Origin of the sequence: Aggregatibacter actinomycetemcomitans (assembly GCF_003130205.1) — a bacterium.
GTDB classification, from domain to species: Bacteria; Pseudomonadota; Gammaproteobacteria; order Enterobacterales; family Pasteurellaceae; genus Aggregatibacter; species Aggregatibacter actinomycetemcomitans_A.
This window is the reverse complement of the sequence record NZ_NRDF01000009.1, coordinates 24,103-39,760: the sequence shown is the minus strand read 5'-3', so window position 1 is coordinate 39,760 and position 15,658 is coordinate 24,103. Positions and strand designations below refer to the sequence as shown.

Genomic DNA, 15,658 nt, shown 5'->3' with positions numbered 1-15,658 from the left:
CGATGTCGTCGTCAGATGAATTGCAAAAACTCATGGTGATTGATAAAAGTGATCGTTTATCTTTCAAAATGTTAGTGAAAAACTTTATCTTGGATCTCCTCACTTGGGGATTATGGATTTACAGTATCGCGTTTATCATCAAATATGCCAAAGGGATCTTTACTCAGCCTGTGCTGGAACAATTTTTCTTTCACGACGTGATTGTAATCATGTTTAGTGTAGCAATTATCCTTGTTATCATTACATTCTTTTGGTCGATTATTTCGGCAGGAAGAAGGAGAAAAAAGAGAAAATAAGAAACGATTTCTTAGTTTGATAAAGATGGTTTAACGCTATAAACACATTTAACTTGTAAAGCAACATAAAAAAGTGCGGTGGAAAATCCAAATGTTTTTTCAACCGCACTTTTTGTGTCTTATGCTTTCATTTCATTTTTACGGCGTTGTAAGAAATACACCAACACCAGTAATAACGCGCAGCCCAAGGATACAATAAACAGGCTGCCGAAGAAGCCATTCCAGTGTAAGGATTTAATAATCCACGCCAACGGTACACCGGCAGCAGCGGCACCGATGTATGCAAATAAGCTCACAAAGCCGGTGGCAGAACCGGAAGCATATTTGTGGGAGTTTTCCGCTGCCGCCATGGCGATGAGGAATTGCGGTCCGAAAATAAAGAAGCCTATTAAGAAGAACAAGGCGCTCATTACGAAATAATTATCACTCGGAATAAACCATAGCGCGAGAGACACGGCAATAATGCCCAACACATAAATAATGTTCATTTGGGTACGGTTGCCGTGGAAGAATTTATCAGATCCCCAACCGGCAAATAACGCCCCCAAGAAACCGCCGATTTCAAAGAAGGACACCGCCGAGTTGGCTTTTAACAAGTCGTAGCCATGGGTTTCCGTTAAATATAAATTGCCCCAGTCGTTAATCCCGGTACGAACCATATAAACGAAACACCAAGAGAACGCGAGCGCCCAAATAATCGTGTTTTTGAACACGTAGGTTTTTAAAATTTCCCAGTCGGATAAACCCACACCTTCGCTTTCATGTTCTTTTTCCGCCACATCATTGCGCCATTCCCCTACGGTCGGTAAACCCATGGAGGTCGGGCGGTCACGCAACAAGAAACATATGGCAAAACCGACGACACAGGCAATAATCCCCGGTATAATCATGCCATAGCGCCAGCCCCAATAGAGCGTCACCGCACCGGCAAGCAACGGAATCAACGCACCGCCGAGGTTATGTGAAGTGTTCCAAATTGCCCACCACAATCCGCGTTCATTGCGCGAATACCAAGTGTTCAAAATTTTAGAACAAGGCGGCCAGCCCCAGCCTTGGAAAAACGCATTAATCATCCAAAGGGTAATAAACATAAACACTGAGGAACTCAAGCCGAAGAAAATGTTCACCACTCCGGTCATCATCAACCCGATGCCCATAAAATAGCGCGGGTTTGAACGGTCACCTAACACACCGGACAAAAATTTTGACACGCCGTAGGTCAAGTAAAACGCAGTGCCCATGATCCCAATATCCGTTTTTTGCAAGCCCAAATCCGTTAACATCGCCGGCATCACAAAATTAAAACTTTTCCGCGTAAAATAAAATACAGCATAGCCGATGTAGCTGGTAATCATCAGGTGCATGCGCCAATAACGGTAAGTCTTGTCAATTTCTTCCTTGCTTTTGGTCACCGGCAAATCCGGCTGGACACTAAAAATACCCATCGCTCTCTCCTTATTGTGTGATTTAAATAACAAAACCCATATTGACCAGTATAGTACAAAACAAATGTTCAAAAAGTGACATTTGTCACAGATAACAAAATCCTTTACTCCCGAGGCGACGGATTTTGTTATAGTGAGAACACGCTAACAGCAAATAAAAAGGAGAGGCAATGGACTTACATAATATTCGCGAAGAATACCGCAAAAAAGTGCTATCGCAACGGGAATGCCACTCTAATCCCATCACGCAATTTGAACACTGGCTGGATGACGCCATCAACGCACAAGTGAACGAACCCACCGCCATGAACCTCGCCACCGTCAACGAAAACGGGCGACCGAGCAGCCGCATGGTGTTACTAAAAGAAGTGAATGCGCAGGGTTTTGTGTTTTTCACCAACTACCACAGCCGCAAAGGCCGAGCCATCGAACAACAACCCTACGTCGCCTTAACCTTCTTCTGGCCGGAACTGGAACGCTCCGTACGCATCGAAGGCAAAGCGGAAAAAATCCCCGCCGAACAATCGGACGCCTATTTCGCCAGCCGCCCTTATACCAGCCGCATCGGCGCCTGGGCAAGCGAACAAAGTGCGGTCATTTCCGGCTACAAATCTTTACTCGCCAAAGCCGCCCTCATCGCCGCCCAACACCCCCTCAACGTCCCCCGCCCACAACACTGGGGCGGCTACCTCGTCACCCCCGACCGCATCGAATTCTGGCAAGGCAGACCCAGCCGCCTCCACGACCGCATTTGTTATTTGCCGGAAAACGGAGAATGGAAGAATGTGAGATTGTCACCGTAAAAACGCCGGAAAAAAACACCGCACTTTTGGGAAAAGTGCGGTGGGATTTTAAGTTGTTTTTTAGGTAGGCACGGGCGGAAGAGGTTTGTGCTAGCTAGGTGAGGGTTGAGTAGCTTTATTTTTCTTTCATTTTTCTAGCATCCGTTATAAACCACTCTAGCATATCCCACTGATTTAACTCAGTTGTTTCATTGCCCATACTTTTCCGTATTTCTAGTAGCAATAATCCAATAAGTGACATCATTTCTTTCGCTTTATCGGTTAAATTTGATTGTTCGGTCGATTCAGAATTATCAGTTGTGTTATAGAAATATTGGTATAAGTTATTAAACGCTTTAACTACTTCATCAGAGCCAATTAAAGATAGCCTAAATGACACCTTTCTATATTCTAAGGAAAGTAATTTAGTAGTTCCTATAATAAATTTATCTTTTCCTTTATTTTTAGGATCTGATTTCCAGGCAGCATCAGTCATTAACATGATTATATAAGGCTCAAGTATTTGGTGATAAATTTCTATGCGTTCATCTCTTAGCTTTTCTTCAAGTTTTGTTTTGTGCTCAATTGATTGTCTAACTTTCCATCCAACTGCGGTAAGTAATAAAACTAGAAGTGGAGTAGCAATAGAACCTATTGCTGTTAAAAAATCTAACCATGTTTTATCCATAACCCATTATTCTCCCATATTAGAACTGATAACCCCATACAACGGCACATTCACCACCCAATCCTGTTCCTTATAATCCGCCATTGAAAACCGTAAAGCACGTTTGGGTTGAAATTGATCCACATAGACTTTTAAACTCTTTGCTTTCAAATTTTCTTCCGCTTTCACTTCAATTGGGGTGATGTTTTGTCCTTGTTGCAGCACAAAGTCCACTTCTGCCGTGCCTTTTTCCGTTGCCCAGTAGAAAACGGGATTGTCTTGCAACACTAAGAGCTGTTGCAGAACGTATTGTTCGGTCAGTGCGCCTTTGAATTCGGTGAATAGGCGGTTGCCTTCCAAAAGCACTGTCGGGTCTAAATAGCTTTGTGCGCCGAGCAAGCCCACATCAAGGCTGAATAATTTAAAGGCGTTGTCTTGATAGGCGCTCAGCGGTAAATGCGGTTTTTTAATGCGTGGCACGACGTGGACTAAACCGCTGTCTTTCAGCCATCGCAGGGCGCTTTCATAATCTTTACTGCGAGCCCCTTTTTGCAGCTGGGAATAGACGAATTTTTTGTTTTCTTTTGCCAGCTGTTCCGGAATGCTGTTCCACAATGCGCGCACCCGTTGCACCGTTTGCCCGTCGCTAATGTGTTTGGAAAAATCCTGTTCGTATGCCATCAGCAAATTGCGTTGGATTTGCCGAACTTCGTTTAAATTCTGTGTTTCCGCAAAGGTTTTGACCGCTTCCGGCATACCGCCCACAAAATAATATTGGCGCAGTAAATCAATGTACTCCGATTTCATTGCGCTAATTAACGCCCAATCCTGCAGTTCCAGTAATTGCACGAGATCCTGTTTGCCCATGGCAAGTAAAAATTCGCGAGAATCCATGGGATAAATAGGCTGAAAATCCACTTTTCCCACCGGAAAAGAGGCTTGATGATGGAGCGAAACGCCAAGCAACGAACCGGCGGCGACAATGTAAAAGTGCGGTGCGTTTTCATAAAAATATTTGAGGGAGGAAAGGGCTTGCGGCACTTCTTGGATTTCATCAAAAATGATCAGCGTATTGTCCGCTTGAATATCCACGCCGCTTTCGATTTTTAACCCGAGGATTAAACGCTCGATGTTGTAGTCGCCTGCGAATAGGGTTTTCATGCGCGGATTATTATCGAAGTTAATGTAGGCGACGTGTTCAAAAGCCTGTTCGCCAAAATGTTTCATCGCCCATGTTTTGCCCACTTGTCGAGCGCCTTGAATAATTAAGGGTTTACGATTGGGTTTGGTTTTCCACTTTTGTAATAAGTCTAAGATATAGCGTTTCATCGTTTATTCCCTCATTGGATTTTTCGCTATTCTAGCGCAGGCTTTACATTTTTTCCAAGGAAAAAATGTCACATCAAAACACTTTTTACAAGGAAAAAATGTAACTTTTCACATTTTTTCTAAGGAAAGTGAAATTCACCTAAAAAAATAACCGCACTTTTGAGGCTAAAGTGCGGTCAGTTCTCAAGTCAAATTTGTATCAAGCGAGTTTTGCGCTAATGGCGTTTGCTAATTCCGTGTTGGCTTGTTCAAGGTGTGTCAATTGGCGTTCCACCACCGCCGCGTCGGTGACGTCTGCCAGGCTGATGGCGAAGTTGCCGGCGAGGCGGTAGTGTTGTGCATTTTGATAATAGGACAGGCGTCCCTGCAACTTAATGCCATTGCGGCTAACATGATTATTTAACAGTTTTCGGTGGGGTTGACACGCTCGGTTTGCGGCGCTTACCAATGTTTTTACGATCCTGATGGCGCTGTTTGACCTTCTTATCCGCTTTTTTCTGCGCTTCACGTTTTTCGAGTTTCTTCGCTTTTTGTTTCTTGCTGACGGTTTTGATTTCACCGTCTTTCGGTGCTTTGGTGCGCGGCTCTAAGCCCTCAATCACGCGAGCCTTTAAGAGCTCGCCGGTATAACGTTTGATTTTGCCGAGCAGGCGGTAATCGTGAGCTTCCACAAAAGATACCGCCGTGCCTTTTTTTCCTGCGCGTGCAGTACGCCCGATACGGTGCAAATACGTGTCGGCGCTGTACGGCAAATCGAAATTCATAATGTGGCTGACATCATCAATGTCAATGCCGCGTGCGGAGACATCTGTGGAAACCAGCACCGTTACCACGCTGTTTTTCAGTTTGTCGATGGCATTATTGCGCTGGGTTTGTGCCATTTCGCCTTCCAGATAGGCGCTGCGAATGCCGCGTTTACGCAGATTTTCCGCCAGTTCCCGCACCTCTTCACGGCGGCGCACGAATACAATACCTTTACTCACCTGTTCCTGTCCAATGAAGCGCGCCAGCAATTTGAATTTATGTTCATGGCTGTCGGCGTGATAATACCACTGCTGAATCTTCTTGCGTTCGCGACGACTCGGTTCCGCCTCAATTTTCATCGGCTCGTTTAAGGTGCGTGCGGCAAAATCTTCCAGCAGGTCGCCTTCAAGGGTTGCGGAGAACAATAAGGTTTGCTTGCGCCAGCGGGTTTCCGCCGCAATTTTTTCCGCATCCTGCCCGAACCCCATTTGCAACATTCTGTCCGCTTCATCGAAAATCAGAATCTCCACCGCGCGGCAATCAAAATTTTCTTCTTTAATGTATTGCAACAACCGTCCCGGCGTGGCAACCACAATGTCTTGATTTTTATTGAAAATTCCCCCGTGATTTTGATACGCCACACCGCCTGTAATGGTTGCGATGCTGAGTTTGGTGAAGCAGGCAAGTTCCTTCGCCTGCTCCGCTACCTGCATGGCAAGTTCGCGGGTCGGCGTTAACACTAACACGCGCGGCGCACCCGGTTTACGACGCGGGTAATCCAGCAAATGCTGAATTGCCGGCAACAAAAATGCCGCCGTTTTACCGGTGCCGGTGGGCGCGGAACCCAATACATCACCGCCTTCCATCGCCGCCGGAATGGTTTCCTGCTGGATCGCGGTGGGGCGTTGATAACCTTTTTTCTGAAGGGCGTTGAGTAATTCGGGTGCGAGATCAAAATCTGCAAATTGGATGAGGTTTGTCATTGGTATTTGTCGTTCATTAGCATTAAAATTGCGCCGAATTATACCGCACTTTGCTGTTAAAGTGCGGTTGTTTTTAGCGATGTTTTTTGATGAGCAATATGGGATTTCAATTTAAGCAATTTCGTGTGAATCATGATCGCTGCGCCATGAAAGTGGGCACGGACGGCATTTTATTAGGCGCGTGGGCGGATGTGGCGCAGGCAAAACAGATTCTGGATTTAGGCAGCGGGTTAATTGCCTTGATGTTGGCGCAGCGGAGTTCGGCGGAAAGTCGAATTTGTGCCGTGGAAATCGATCCTGCCGCCGCTCAACAGGCGCAGGAAAACGTATCGGCATCGCCATGGAAAGATAAAATTCAGGTGTATCAACAGGATATAGATACATTCTGCGCGCAAAGCAAGCACGCTTTTGACTTGATTGTCGCCAATCCGCCTTATTTTCAAACGGGCGTGGATTGCCGTAATGAGGAACGCAACATCGCCCGTTATTTGGCGTCTCAAAGCCATTTGCATTGGTTGGAAACCGCCGCTTCTTGCTTGGCGCCGAAAGGGAAAATCAGTTTTGTGTTGCCTTTGGAGGCGGGCGAAACGCTACTAAAAACCACCGCACTTTACTGCGTTGAGCGCTGCGATGTGACGACCAAACAAGGCAAAGCGCCGCAACGGGTGTTGTTGACCTTCGCTATGCAACCACAGCCTCTGCAACATAGCCGACTGATCATTTATGATAAGCATAATCGCTATCACGATGATTTTGTGACGTTGACGCGGGCATTTTATATGAAGTTTTGAAAACGCTGAAAAAGACGACCGCACTTTTGTGATCTGCAAACGTGAAGCTGCAAAAGTGCGGTCATTTTTTTCGGTGAATTTACCTCATCAGCTCTGTTTTGCCAACTTCGTCCAGTTATAATAACCATACAAAGAGTTAAGCAAATAGGCGCTGTACATGAGGTATATTGCCGGTGTTTCTGCCCACAACACAATGGAGATAATGTTCAGCAAAATCCACAACAGCCATTGTTCGCGGTAACGCAAAATCATCAATAACTGCGCGGCGACGGTAATGATGGTGGTTAAGCCGTCTAAGCCGGTAGAACTCCCGCCTGCGGCTTTGAGGGCCTGCACGAATAATAGCGTGCCGACACTAACAGTAGCGGCGAGCATAATCCAGCCCTGTAATGTCAGCGATTTGGCAATCACGCTTTCGTTACCGCTTTTTTCTTGTTGCATATGGGCTTTCCACGTGAAATAGCCGATAAATTGCGCCGGAAGGTAAACGTATAACACGGTGTTCATTTCGCCGATGAAATTCGCCTTCCACGCGACATAGAAATAAGTGTAAGCAAAGATAAGACCGAATAAATAGTTACTAATTTTTCCTTTACTGACAAACACCACGCAAATCACGCCGGCAGTGCCGGAAATCATGGCGAGAAGCGATTGCGGATCCAATACAAATGCAATAATTTGCGCCGCGATGAAAAGTAATAACCAGAAAACCTCAAAGGGTTTCCAGCCGGAAAAGAGTTCCTGTTTGGCTTTGTGTAGGAGTTGCTCCGGGTTCATAATAACCTCGCTTATGACGTACAAAGTGCGGTCATCTTAGAAAGTATTTTTTAGAATGTAAAGGATGTGCTACGTTTTTGTGGGGCGGATCACAAAATTCAGATCAATTCGTGTAGTTACAAAATATCCGTGGAACGTTTATTTTTCTTGATAACACCGCTAAAATAGCGCCTTTTTATGAACAGAGAGAACATCACGACTGTTGCGCTTGGGTTTATCCTGATTGAACATCGACAACCGGTTTTCTGGCGGTATAAAACAATATTCGGCCGAAAAAATCAGCACCCTGCAAGTGTAACGTAGCAGGCTTTGCTGCTGTTACAACAGGCTACTCGGCAATTCGATTGCCCGTGATAATCGTCACCAATAAGGAATAAATATGGCTCTGATTGAATATAATCCACCGCAGGAACCTTGGCTGGATTTGGTGTATCGCGATGATTACATCGCCGTGGTGAATAAACCAAGCGGCTTGCTTTCGGTTCCGGGCAATCAGCCGCAATACTACGACAGCGCCATGTCGCGGGTGAAGGAAAAATACGGTTTTTGCGAACCGGCACACCGGCTGGACATGGCAACCAGCGGCATTTTGCTGTTCGCCTTGAGCAAAGCGGCGGATCGCGAATTAAAACGTCAATTTCGCGAACGCAAACCGAAAAAATATTATCAGGCGCTGGTTTGGGGGCATTTGGAACAAGATCAGGGCGTGGTGGAATTACCGCTCATTTGCGACTGGGAAAACCGCCCGCGTCAGAAAATTTGCTTCGAGCGGGGCAAAAGAGCGGTCACTTTTTACGATGTTTTGCAGCGTTATCCAAACAACACCACCCGCGTAAAACTCACGCCCATCACCGGCCGTTCCCATCAATTACGTTTGCATATGCTGGCGCTCGGACACCCGATTTTGGGCGATAAATTCTACGCCCACCTGCAAGCTAAAGTCCTCTCGTCACGCTTATGTCTACACGCCGAAAGCCTGCAAATCCAACACCCCATCACCGGCGAAACCATGGAATTCACCACACCGGTCGGGTTTTAAAAAGTGCGGTGGATTTTTCCTGTGTTTTTTCGATGTGAAACACCTAAAATTCCGACCGCACTTTTCTGTTCCGAGGCGATAAAAAGCAATGAAACGGGTTCATTGCTTTGGTTGTCTTTATTGTATTGCCAAATATTTTTCTTTTTCAATTATTGTCCTTATCATTCCGATCTTTTGAGATTTGCCTTCCATGATGGCGGGCCGGAAGGGGACAGGCTGATGAAGTTGGCGATTAGAACAGGCAATCCGAATCCTTCTGCCACTAAAAAATGACGAATGCTTTCAGGTTATGTATCGATGGTGGTCATAAACGTCTCCTTATTGTTTTAATAAGCTTTCGTCTAAGGTTAAATCTTCATTTTTATTTACGCCGATACCGCGATCCAACACATTTTGTGCGATTTGATGTGCTTCTTCCAAAGAATGCTCGGTGTAAGTGCCGCATTGGTACTCATTTAGTTCAGGGATTTCGCTTTGTTTCTTTACATTCAGAATATCCTGCATCGAAGCTGCCCACGCCTGTGCGATTTGGGTTTCATTTGGCGTGCCGATTAAGGACATATAAAAACCGGTGCGACAGCCCATCGGGGAAATATCGATAATTTCCACATCCTTGCCATTTAAGTGATCGCGCATAAAACCGGCAAATAAATGTTCAAGGGTGTGAATACCTTTCGGTGGCAAGTTTTCTTTGTTAGGTATCGTGAAACGAAGATCAAAAACGGTGATATTGTCTCCTTTTGGAGTGCGCATGATCTTCGCAATACGTACGGCAGGCGCCTTCATTCGGGTGTGATCCACTTTAAAACTATCAAGTAATGGCATATTTTTTCCTCAATTTTAGCTTTTTTGATTAAAAATTAAGCGTTCGTAAATTATTTATAAGTTTTTGTAAATTCTTGCGAACTTTTTCCGTTATACTATTGTCATAAATTACGAGCAACTTGCAGTTGTTTTAATAAAATTGGTTCCTTAGGTTATTTGCCTCTCTTCGTGAGAGGCATTTTTTTATGTATTTTACAGGAAAATCACAGGCTTTACAGAAAAGCCACACCTAAAAACAACAAAAAAACATACCGCACTATTTTGCCCAGCGCGATAAAAACCAGGCACGCCAACCAGTTCAACCGCAACCAACCCGCCACCGCACAAAATACATCTCCGATGATTGGCAACCAGCTGAAAAATAACATCAAACTGCCGTAACGTTGTGTTTTTTCCAATGCCCAAGCCAGTTCGGCATTCTGCGGCGGTTTATTGAAAGCAGGCAACCAACGCCCTAAAACATAAGTGGTCAGACTTCCAAGTGTATTACCGATAACCGCAACCCATAACAGACTTTGAATGTCGATGGAAAAATAATGAGAGCCTGACCATAAAAGCGGTGCGGCGATGGTAAGAAAAATAATTTCCGAATTGCCGGGCAGCACGGTGGAACTGAGAAAGGCGCTGGCGAACATGATCCAAAGCCGGTGTTCGCCGAATAAGGATTGCCACCAATCCCAGCTGAAGAGGTCTAACATCGTTAGATTTGCGGCCGGTAGGTACGCAGATAATTTTCACGATCTGCCACATTCACTTGTCGCACTACCCGACAAGGAGACCCCACGGCGACGGTGTTTGCAGGAATATCTTTAGTGACTACGGAACCCGCAGCAATTACCACATTATCACCAATTGTCACACCGCCCAGAACCACAACATTGCCGCCAAGCCACACATTATTGCCGATGGTAATCGGAAGCGCCTGCTCCCAGCCGGCGAGGCGCAATTCGGGATCGAGCGGGTGTCCCACCGTATATAAACTCACATTGGGCGCAAACATCACATCGTCGCCGATGGTCACCGGCGCGTTATCTAAAATGGTGCAGTGATAATTGGCAAAAAAGTTTTTTCCCACCTTAATATTGCTGCCGTAGTCACAATAAAAGGGCGCATTGACATGCGTTGTCGCGTCGGCTTTGCCAAACAACGCCAAAATCAACCGCACTTTTTCCGCTTTATCGCTAGGGCGGGTCAGAATATTGAATTGGTACAGCAACTCTTTGGCACGCAAGCGCATTGCTACCAGCTCATCGGTGTAAGGCTGATGGGCGAGACCACGCAGCATTTTCTCTTTTTCGCTCACCATCAGTTTTCTCTCAATAATTTATTTACGCGCACATCAAATACATCCATCCCGGCACTTAATCCCGCTTGAATGCCCAAATCACCGTCTTCAAACACCAAACAACGCTGCGGTTTCACCTTAATCAATTCGGCGCAACGTAAAAACGTATCCGGCGCAGGTTTATGATGTTGAATATCCTCGGCGGTGACGATGGCGGAAAAGTATTTTTCAAAATCAAATTTATCCAACAGGATTTCCGTCATGGCGCGGTGGGAACCCGTGCCTAACGCCAAAGGTTTTTTGCTATAAAAAGAACGCACGACATTGGCGGCGGGCAATAGCGTGGCGTGTTGCATAATCAGTTGTTTACCGTATTCGCGTTTCAAATGAATGACGTCATCCAATCTTTCTAACGGCATGGCATGGCGCTTCATCATCTCCAGCGCAATGGTTTTTACCGGCGCACCGCCTAGTTCATATAATAAATTGCCGTCAAACGGATAGCCAAAATGTTGACCCACCATTTCCCACGCCTTGGCGTGACTTGGCATGGTGTCGATAACCGTGCCATCCATGTCAAAAATTAAACCGTCATATTGGTTTATTACATCATTATCTAACATATTGCCTTCCGGATTGTCTTAGTTACAACAAGTAAGGTGGCTATTGTGCAATAAATTTGTGATCCGTGCATCGTTTAATTTCGGCGGATGCGGTTATACTTAGCCCGTTTTAGGTGAGAGCAGGTAAATGGATATTCAACAACAGCTGTGGTTTTTTCAAACGCGGGAGCTCATTGACGATCATATCGTCGAGACCGTACTCAATGTGCGCCGGCATTTGCAACGCCAATGGCAGGTGGACGTGGAAACGGAACAGGTGAAAATGATGTTGGTGCATATTGCCAGCGCGTTGGGGCGCATTAAACGCGGACATTGCGTTTCGCCGTTGTATGCGGAATTGCTGTTGGAAATGAAAAGTGCGGTGGTTTTTCCGCAAGTTTTGCAGATTCACCAAAATGTGTTGGAACTGATTTCGTTGGATATTCCGGAAGAAGAGCAGACGTATTTCCTGGCGAACGTATATGGTTTGGTATTGGATCAGCCGCATGTGCTGGCGCGGGTAAGTTAAAAACGCATGGAAAAACCACCGCACTTCTTGGCGTTTGAGTAAGATAAATGAGAAATTGTTGGAATGTGAAATGGCGCACCCGAAAGGATTCGAACCTTTGACCGCTCGGTTCGTAGCCGAGTACTCTATCCAGCTGAGCTACGGGTGCGTAGTGAATGTTTAACTCGCTCAAACCATTTTAAACCATAGAGTCGACTTAAAATGGCGCACCCGAGAGGATTCGAACCTCTGACCGCTCGGTTCGTAGCCGAGTACTCTATCCAGCTGAGCTACGGGTGCGAGACAAATTAAACAAATGGCGGTGAGAGAGGGATTCGAACCCTCGATGGAGTTTTTGACCCCATACTCCCTTAGCAGGGGAGCGCCTTCAGCCTGCTCGGCCATCTCACCACAACCAATTTGTGGGCGGTATGATACGGGTTTATGACAATAAGTCAAATTATTTTTTCCGAAAAGTGCCTGAAATCAACTTGGTTGAGCGATTTCTCAACAAATCCTAGCGGGGTTTTTATCCTTTATTTTCCGCGTAAAATCGCCCGTAAATTGGCAATATGGCTTTGCGTTTTTGCCTGTTGTTGCTCGGCACTTAACGGCGGTTTATCCCGCTCCCATTGCAAATCGTTTTCCGGCAGTTCCAACAAAAAGCGACTTGGTTCGGGGCGGATTAACTCGCCGAACTGACGTCGTTCCTTACACAAGGAAAACCACAGATTCTGTTGCGCACGGGTAATGCCCACATACGCCAAACGGCGCTCTTCTTCCACATTGTCTTCGTCAATACTGGTTTGGTGCGGCAAAATGCCTTCTTCCATGCCGATTAAAAACACATGAGGAAATTCCAGCCCTTTGGAGGCGTGTAGCGTCATCAGTTGCACCTGGTCGCCATCGTCTTCCTCTTCGCCGCGCTCCAGCATATCCCGTAAGGTTAAGCGGGTAACGATTTGATTAAGGTTCATGGGCTCGTTAAATTCGTCCCCTTTCAACATACCCGCCACCCAGTCGAACAGCGTCGCCACGTTTTTACTTTGCATTTCCGCCGCTTTCGGGCTGGTGGCATATTCGTACAAATATTCTTCATAATGCAACGAGGAAAGCATGGAACGCACCGCCCGTTCGGGTTCGAAACGCTGTATTTCGTCGTTTAGTTCCACAATCCAACGGGCGAATTTCTGTAATGCGTCATACGCTTTCGGCGTAACCCGTTGAATCAGCTCAAAATCAAAAATCGCTTCAAACAAACTGATGTGTTTTTCCTGTGCTAAGGAACCCAGTTTTTCCAGCGTTGTCGTGCCGATTTCCCGCTTTGGCGTGTTGACGATACGTAAGAACGCCGCGTCGTCGTCCTGATTCACCACCAAACGCAAATACGCCATCATGTCTTTAATCTCCGCGCGGGAGAAAAACGAGGTGCCGCCGGAAATTTTGTACGGAATACGGTTTTGCATGAGGATTTTTTCCAACAGGCGTGATTGATGGTTGCCGCGATACAAAATCGCATAATCGCGATAATGGGTTTTGCCGATAAACCGATGGGCAATCAGCTCTCCCACCACGCGCTCCGCCTCATGTTCTTCGTTTTTCGCTTCGATAATTTGTAATTTTTCCCCTTCTCCCAAATTGGAAAACAGTTTTTTATCGAAAACGTGCTCATTGTTATCAATGAGAATATTGGCGCAATGCAAAATCCGTTGGCTGGAACGGTAGTTTTGTTCCAGTTTAATCACCCGTAATGCGGGGAAATCATCGCGCAGTCGCACCATATTCTGCGGGCGCGCGCCCCGCCAGGAATAAATGGATTGATCGTCATCGCCCACCACGGTAAAACGGGCGCGATCGCCTACCAACAGTTTAATCAGTTCATATTGGCTGGTATTGGTGTCTTGGTATTCGTCCACCAGCAGATAGCGAATTTTCTCCTGCCATTTCGACCGCACTTCGGCGTTCTGTTTGAACAGCAGGGTCGGCAACATAATCAAATCGTCAAAATCCAAGGCGTTGTAAGCGCGCAGTTGTTTGTTGTAGCGATCGTAACAATGGGCGAAAGTCTGCTCTTTGTTATCTCGCGCCAACCCCAATGCCTGTTGCGGGCTGCATAAATCGTTCTTCCAGTTGGAAATACGGTTAATCAGCTCGCGTAATAGGTCTTTGTCTTCCTGCAACACATCGGCGGTGAGCTCTTTTAACAGCGCCATTTGGTCGTGTTCGTCAAACAGCGTCATATTGGCTTTAAAGCCTAAGTGCTTGTATTCGCGCTTAATAATGTCGAAACCTAAGGTGTGGAAGGTGGATACAATCAGCCCTTTGGATTGTGCTTTGCCGATGGATTGCGCCACACGTTCTTTCATTTCGCGGGCGGCTTTGTTGGTGAAGGTGACGGCGGCGATTTGCTTTGGAAGATAACCGCATTTATCAATTAAATGGGCGATTTTGTTGATGATCACGCGGGTTTTGCCGGAACCGGCGCCCGCCAAAACCAGGCAGGGGCCGGAGACATATTCCACGGCTTGTTGTTGTTGCGGATTGAGTTTCATATTCGTCGGTTATTCGCTTTGCGACCAGGCATAAGGCAACAGCGCGGTATCCAATAAAAAGGACAGCGGCAGGTCTAAAATCGGTAAGCCCCAGCGTTTCGCCATGTCAAAATCGTACTTGGTGCCGGCGTAGGCAGCGTAAGGCTCCGTCGGATCGATAAGTTTAACCACCGTGCCGCAACCTCCGGCAGCAAAAAGTGCGGTCGAAATAAAGAGTGTTTTTACGGGTTGAAGTTTCATAAGCGGGCGGATTGTACACCAAATCGGCACAAAGCAGGAGGGGACGCATAAAAATATTGCGCCGCAGGTTGCCCGCAGCGCAATGGTCTTGATGAATTCAGCTTAGAAACGATACGTAGCATTGGTGCTATATACATTACCTCTTAACTTTTGACCATCAAATTTGTTATGAGTCCTTAAATATTCCAAGCTTAGCTCAAAGTCCGGTACCAGATTTACCTTAACACCCGCACCAAAACCTATACCGTTTTTAGTATCACTATGCGTAGCTGAGTAGTTGCGCGTACGGACTTCGCTTTCAAATTTAGCCGTTTGCACCCCAACCTTGGCATAAGGAAGGATGCTTGGTGTTACGCGATAGCCTTGTAAATAACTGATGCCCAAACGTGCTTTTTCGTTCAATTTGCCACGGTAGCCGGAAGCGTTATTATCATGTAACGTTGATTTGTTTAACTTCAATTTTCCTTCAATGATACCGACGAAATCGTTACCATAGTCGATGCCATAATCGGCAATTAAATCAACGTTAGAGATACGTTTTGCGTCTTTGTACTTGGTTGTGCCTACACCAACACCAATTCCAAAGCCGGTAAAATCTGAGGATGCCACCGCGGAGGTTGACACAAGAACAGCTGCGCTAAGCGCCAAAAGCGTTAATTTTTTCATAAAAGTCCTCGTTAGATTTAATTAAAATCGGCTTGAGTATAGGCACTTTAGCTAGTCGGATCAAGATCTTTTGCCGATTTTGTGGATCCGACGGGCGAAAGTGCGGTGGTTTTTTCAGTAATTTTAA

General features: G+C 46.1%; 19 protein-coding genes and 3 tRNA genes. 5 read left to right on the top strand and 17 right to left on the bottom strand.

The genetic code is table 11. The features are described 5' to 3' along the window. Positions 1–2: 2 nt before the first annotated feature. On the top strand, positions 3–296 hold the full coding sequence (locus DK423_RS07645) for a hypothetical protein (protein ID WP_005575916.1): 294 nt from the start codon (positions 3–5) through the stop codon (positions 294–296). A 119-nt stretch (positions 297–415) separates the two neighbouring features. Here DK423_RS07645 and uhpC read toward each other — a convergent pair whose 3' ends face one another. After that, positions 416–1,741 (bottom strand): MFS transporter family glucose-6-phosphate receptor UhpC, encoded by a 1,326-nt coding sequence (gene uhpC, locus DK423_RS07640; protein WP_005557805.1) that lies wholly within the window; start codon positions 1,739–1,741, stop codon positions 416–418. Positions 1,742–1,911: 170 nt separating this feature from the next. Between uhpC and pdxH the strand changes: the two genes are divergently transcribed. Next, positions 1,912–2,544, top strand: coding sequence for a pyridoxamine 5'-phosphate oxidase (pdxH, locus tag DK423_RS07635; RefSeq protein ID WP_005557804.1), 633 nt, complete (start codon positions 1,912–1,914; stop codon positions 2,542–2,544). A gap of 115 nt (positions 2,545–2,659) precedes the next feature. On the opposite strand, the gene DK423_RS07630 is transcribed toward pdxH, so the two are convergent. The 4 genes from DK423_RS07630 to srmB all read right to left on the bottom strand — a co-directional run bounded on the left by DK423_RS07630 (position 2,660) and on the right by srmB (position 6,246). Further along, complete coding sequence (locus DK423_RS07630) at positions 2,660–3,211, bottom strand: hypothetical protein (protein ID WP_032996713.1); 552 nt, start codon at positions 3,209–3,211, stop codon at positions 2,660–2,662. Positions 3,212–3,217: 6 nt separating this feature from the next. Then, positions 3,218–4,519 (bottom strand): ATP-binding protein, encoded by a 1,302-nt coding sequence (locus DK423_RS07625; protein ID WP_005557799.1) that lies wholly within the window; start codon positions 4,517–4,519, stop codon positions 3,218–3,220. A gap of 199 nt (positions 4,520–4,718) precedes the next feature. After that, complete coding sequence (locus tag DK423_RS07620; protein WP_005557796.1) at positions 4,719–4,889, bottom strand: catalase-related domain-containing protein; 171 nt, start codon at positions 4,887–4,889, stop codon at positions 4,719–4,721. Positions 4,890–4,914: 25 nt separating this feature from the next. After that, entirely contained in the window at positions 4,915–6,246 is a 1,332-nt protein-coding gene (srmB, locus tag DK423_RS07615) for an ATP-dependent RNA helicase SrmB (RefSeq protein ID WP_109043939.1), read from the bottom strand. 89 nt (positions 6,247–6,335) lie between these two features. On the opposite strand from srmB, the gene DK423_RS07610 reads away from it, so the two are divergent. Then, complete coding sequence (locus DK423_RS07610; protein WP_032996711.1) at positions 6,336–7,037, top strand: tRNA1(Val) (adenine(37)-N6)-methyltransferase; 702 nt, start codon at positions 6,336–6,338, stop codon at positions 7,035–7,037. Between the two features lie 87 nt (positions 7,038–7,124). On the opposite strand, the gene pnuC is transcribed toward DK423_RS07610, so the two are convergent. Beyond that, on the bottom strand, positions 7,125–7,814 hold the full coding sequence (gene pnuC / locus DK423_RS07605) for a nicotinamide riboside transporter PnuC (protein ID WP_109043938.1): 690 nt from the start codon (positions 7,812–7,814) through the stop codon (positions 7,125–7,127). 379 nt (positions 7,815–8,193) lie between these two features. Between pnuC and rluA the strand changes: the two genes are divergently transcribed. Continuing rightward, complete coding sequence (rluA, locus tag DK423_RS07600; RefSeq protein ID WP_005557787.1) at positions 8,194–8,853, top strand: bifunctional tRNA pseudouridine(32) synthase/23S rRNA pseudouridine(746) synthase RluA; 660 nt, start codon at positions 8,194–8,196, stop codon at positions 8,851–8,853. Here the strand turns inward: rluA and DK423_RS11180 are convergent. The 5 genes from DK423_RS11180 to DK423_RS07580 all read right to left on the bottom strand — a co-directional run bounded on the left by DK423_RS11180 (position 8,850) and on the right by DK423_RS07580 (position 11,586). After that, positions 8,850–9,002 (bottom strand): hypothetical protein, encoded by a 153-nt coding sequence (locus DK423_RS11180; protein ID WP_005557785.1) that lies wholly within the window; start codon positions 9,000–9,002, stop codon positions 8,850–8,852. The two genes, rluA and DK423_RS11180, sit on opposite strands and share 4 nt — an antisense overlap. A gap of 169 nt (positions 9,003–9,171) precedes the next feature. Then, complete coding sequence (gene luxS / locus DK423_RS07595) at positions 9,172–9,678, bottom strand: S-ribosylhomocysteine lyase (RefSeq protein ID WP_005548120.1); 507 nt, start codon at positions 9,676–9,678, stop codon at positions 9,172–9,174. Between the two features lie 212 nt (positions 9,679–9,890). Then, a complete protein-coding gene (locus DK423_RS07590) occupies positions 9,891–10,376 on the bottom strand; it encodes a YqaA family protein (protein ID WP_061886980.1) in 486 nt (161 codons plus the stop codon). Positions 10,377–10,378: 2 nt separating this feature from the next. Then, positions 10,379–10,984, bottom strand: coding sequence for a sugar O-acetyltransferase (locus DK423_RS07585; RefSeq protein WP_005557780.1), 606 nt, complete (start codon positions 10,982–10,984; stop codon positions 10,379–10,381). Beyond that, complete coding sequence (locus DK423_RS07580) at positions 10,984–11,586, bottom strand: beta-phosphoglucomutase family hydrolase (RefSeq protein ID WP_005559736.1); 603 nt, start codon at positions 11,584–11,586, stop codon at positions 10,984–10,986. The genes DK423_RS07585 and DK423_RS07580 overlap by 1 nt, the downstream gene beginning before the upstream one ends. A 127-nt stretch (positions 11,587–11,713) precedes the next feature. Between DK423_RS07580 and DK423_RS07575 the strand changes: the two genes are divergently transcribed. Next, on the top strand, positions 11,714–12,094 hold the full coding sequence (locus tag DK423_RS07575) for a PRD domain-containing protein (protein ID WP_005557776.1): 381 nt from the start codon (positions 11,714–11,716) through the stop codon (positions 12,092–12,094). Positions 12,095–12,165: 71 nt separating this feature from the next. On the opposite strand, the gene DK423_RS07570 is transcribed toward DK423_RS07575, so the two are convergent. From DK423_RS07570 to DK423_RS07545, 6 genes are all read right to left on the bottom strand, one after another. Beyond that, positions 12,166–12,242: transfer RNA gene (locus DK423_RS07570), tRNA-Arg, on the bottom strand. Between the two features lie 54 nt (positions 12,243–12,296). Continuing rightward, positions 12,297–12,373 (bottom strand) — tRNA-Arg (locus DK423_RS07565). Positions 12,374–12,390: 17 nt separating this feature from the next. Further along, positions 12,391–12,484, bottom strand: a tRNA-Ser gene (locus tag DK423_RS07560). A gap of 125 nt (positions 12,485–12,609) precedes the next feature. Beyond that, a complete protein-coding gene (rep, locus tag DK423_RS07555; protein WP_005557774.1) occupies positions 12,610–14,625 on the bottom strand; it encodes a DNA helicase Rep in 2,016 nt (671 codons plus the stop codon). Between the two features lie 9 nt (positions 14,626–14,634). Continuing rightward, a complete protein-coding gene (locus DK423_RS07550; RefSeq protein ID WP_005557771.1) occupies positions 14,635–14,865 on the bottom strand; it encodes a YceK/YidQ family lipoprotein in 231 nt (76 codons plus the stop codon). 102 nt (positions 14,866–14,967) lie between these two features. Next, on the bottom strand, positions 14,968–15,531 hold the full coding sequence (locus tag DK423_RS07545) for a porin family protein (RefSeq protein WP_005557768.1): 564 nt from the start codon (positions 15,529–15,531) through the stop codon (positions 14,968–14,970). Positions 15,532–15,658 lie beyond the last annotated feature (127 nt).

Excerpts from the sequence above, each read along its gene's own strand:
- DK423_RS07625 (WP_005557799.1), bottom strand. The coding sequence starts at position 4,519 with ATGAAACGCTATATCTTAGACTTATTACAAAAGTGGAAAACCAAACCC.
- uhpC (WP_005557805.1), bottom strand. The coding sequence starts at position 1,741 with ATGGGTATTTTTAGTGTCCAGCCGGATTTGCCGGTGACCAAAAGCAAG.
- DK423_RS07610 (WP_032996711.1), top strand. The coding sequence starts at position 6,336 with ATGAGCAATATGGGATTTCAATTTAAGCAATTTCGTGTGAATCATGAT.
- DK423_RS07590 (WP_061886980.1), bottom strand. The coding sequence starts at position 10,376 with ATGTTAGACCTCTTCAGCTGGGATTGGTGGCAATCCTTATTCGGCGAA.
- DK423_RS07585 (WP_005557780.1), bottom strand. The coding sequence starts at position 10,984 with ATGGTGAGCGAAAAAGAGAAAATGCTGCGTGGTCTCGCCCATCAGCCT.
- pdxH (WP_005557804.1), top strand. The coding sequence starts at position 1,912 with ATGGACTTACATAATATTCGCGAAGAATACCGCAAAAAAGTGCTATCG.
- DK423_RS07575 (WP_005557776.1), top strand. The coding sequence starts at position 11,714 with ATGGATATTCAACAACAGCTGTGGTTTTTTCAAACGCGGGAGCTCATT.
- DK423_RS07645 (WP_005575916.1), top strand. The coding sequence starts at position 3 with ATGTCGTCGTCAGATGAATTGCAAAAACTCATGGTGATTGATAAAAGT.
- rep (WP_005557774.1), bottom strand. The coding sequence starts at position 14,625 with ATGAAACTCAATCCGCAACAACAACAAGCCGTGGAATATGTCTCCGGC.
- pnuC (WP_109043938.1), bottom strand. The coding sequence starts at position 7,814 with ATGAACCCGGAGCAACTCCTACACAAAGCCAAACAGGAACTCTTTTCC.
- srmB (WP_109043939.1), bottom strand. The coding sequence starts at position 6,246 with ATGACAAACCTCATCCAATTTGCAGATTTTGATCTCGCACCCGAATTA.
- DK423_RS07545 (WP_005557768.1), bottom strand. The coding sequence starts at position 15,531 with ATGAAAAAATTAACGCTTTTGGCGCTTAGCGCAGCTGTTCTTGTGTCA.
- DK423_RS07580 (WP_005559736.1), bottom strand. The coding sequence starts at position 11,586 with ATGTTAGATAATGATGTAATAAACCAATATGACGGTTTAATTTTTGAC.
- luxS (WP_005548120.1), bottom strand. The coding sequence starts at position 9,678 with ATGCCATTACTTGATAGTTTTAAAGTGGATCACACCCGAATGAAGGCG.
- rluA (WP_005557787.1), top strand. The coding sequence starts at position 8,194 with ATGGCTCTGATTGAATATAATCCACCGCAGGAACCTTGGCTGGATTTG.
- DK423_RS07630 (WP_032996713.1), bottom strand. The coding sequence starts at position 3,211 with ATGGATAAAACATGGTTAGATTTTTTAACAGCAATAGGTTCTATTGCT.
- DK423_RS07550 (WP_005557771.1), bottom strand. The coding sequence starts at position 14,865 with ATGAAACTTCAACCCGTAAAAACACTCTTTATTTCGACCGCACTTTTT.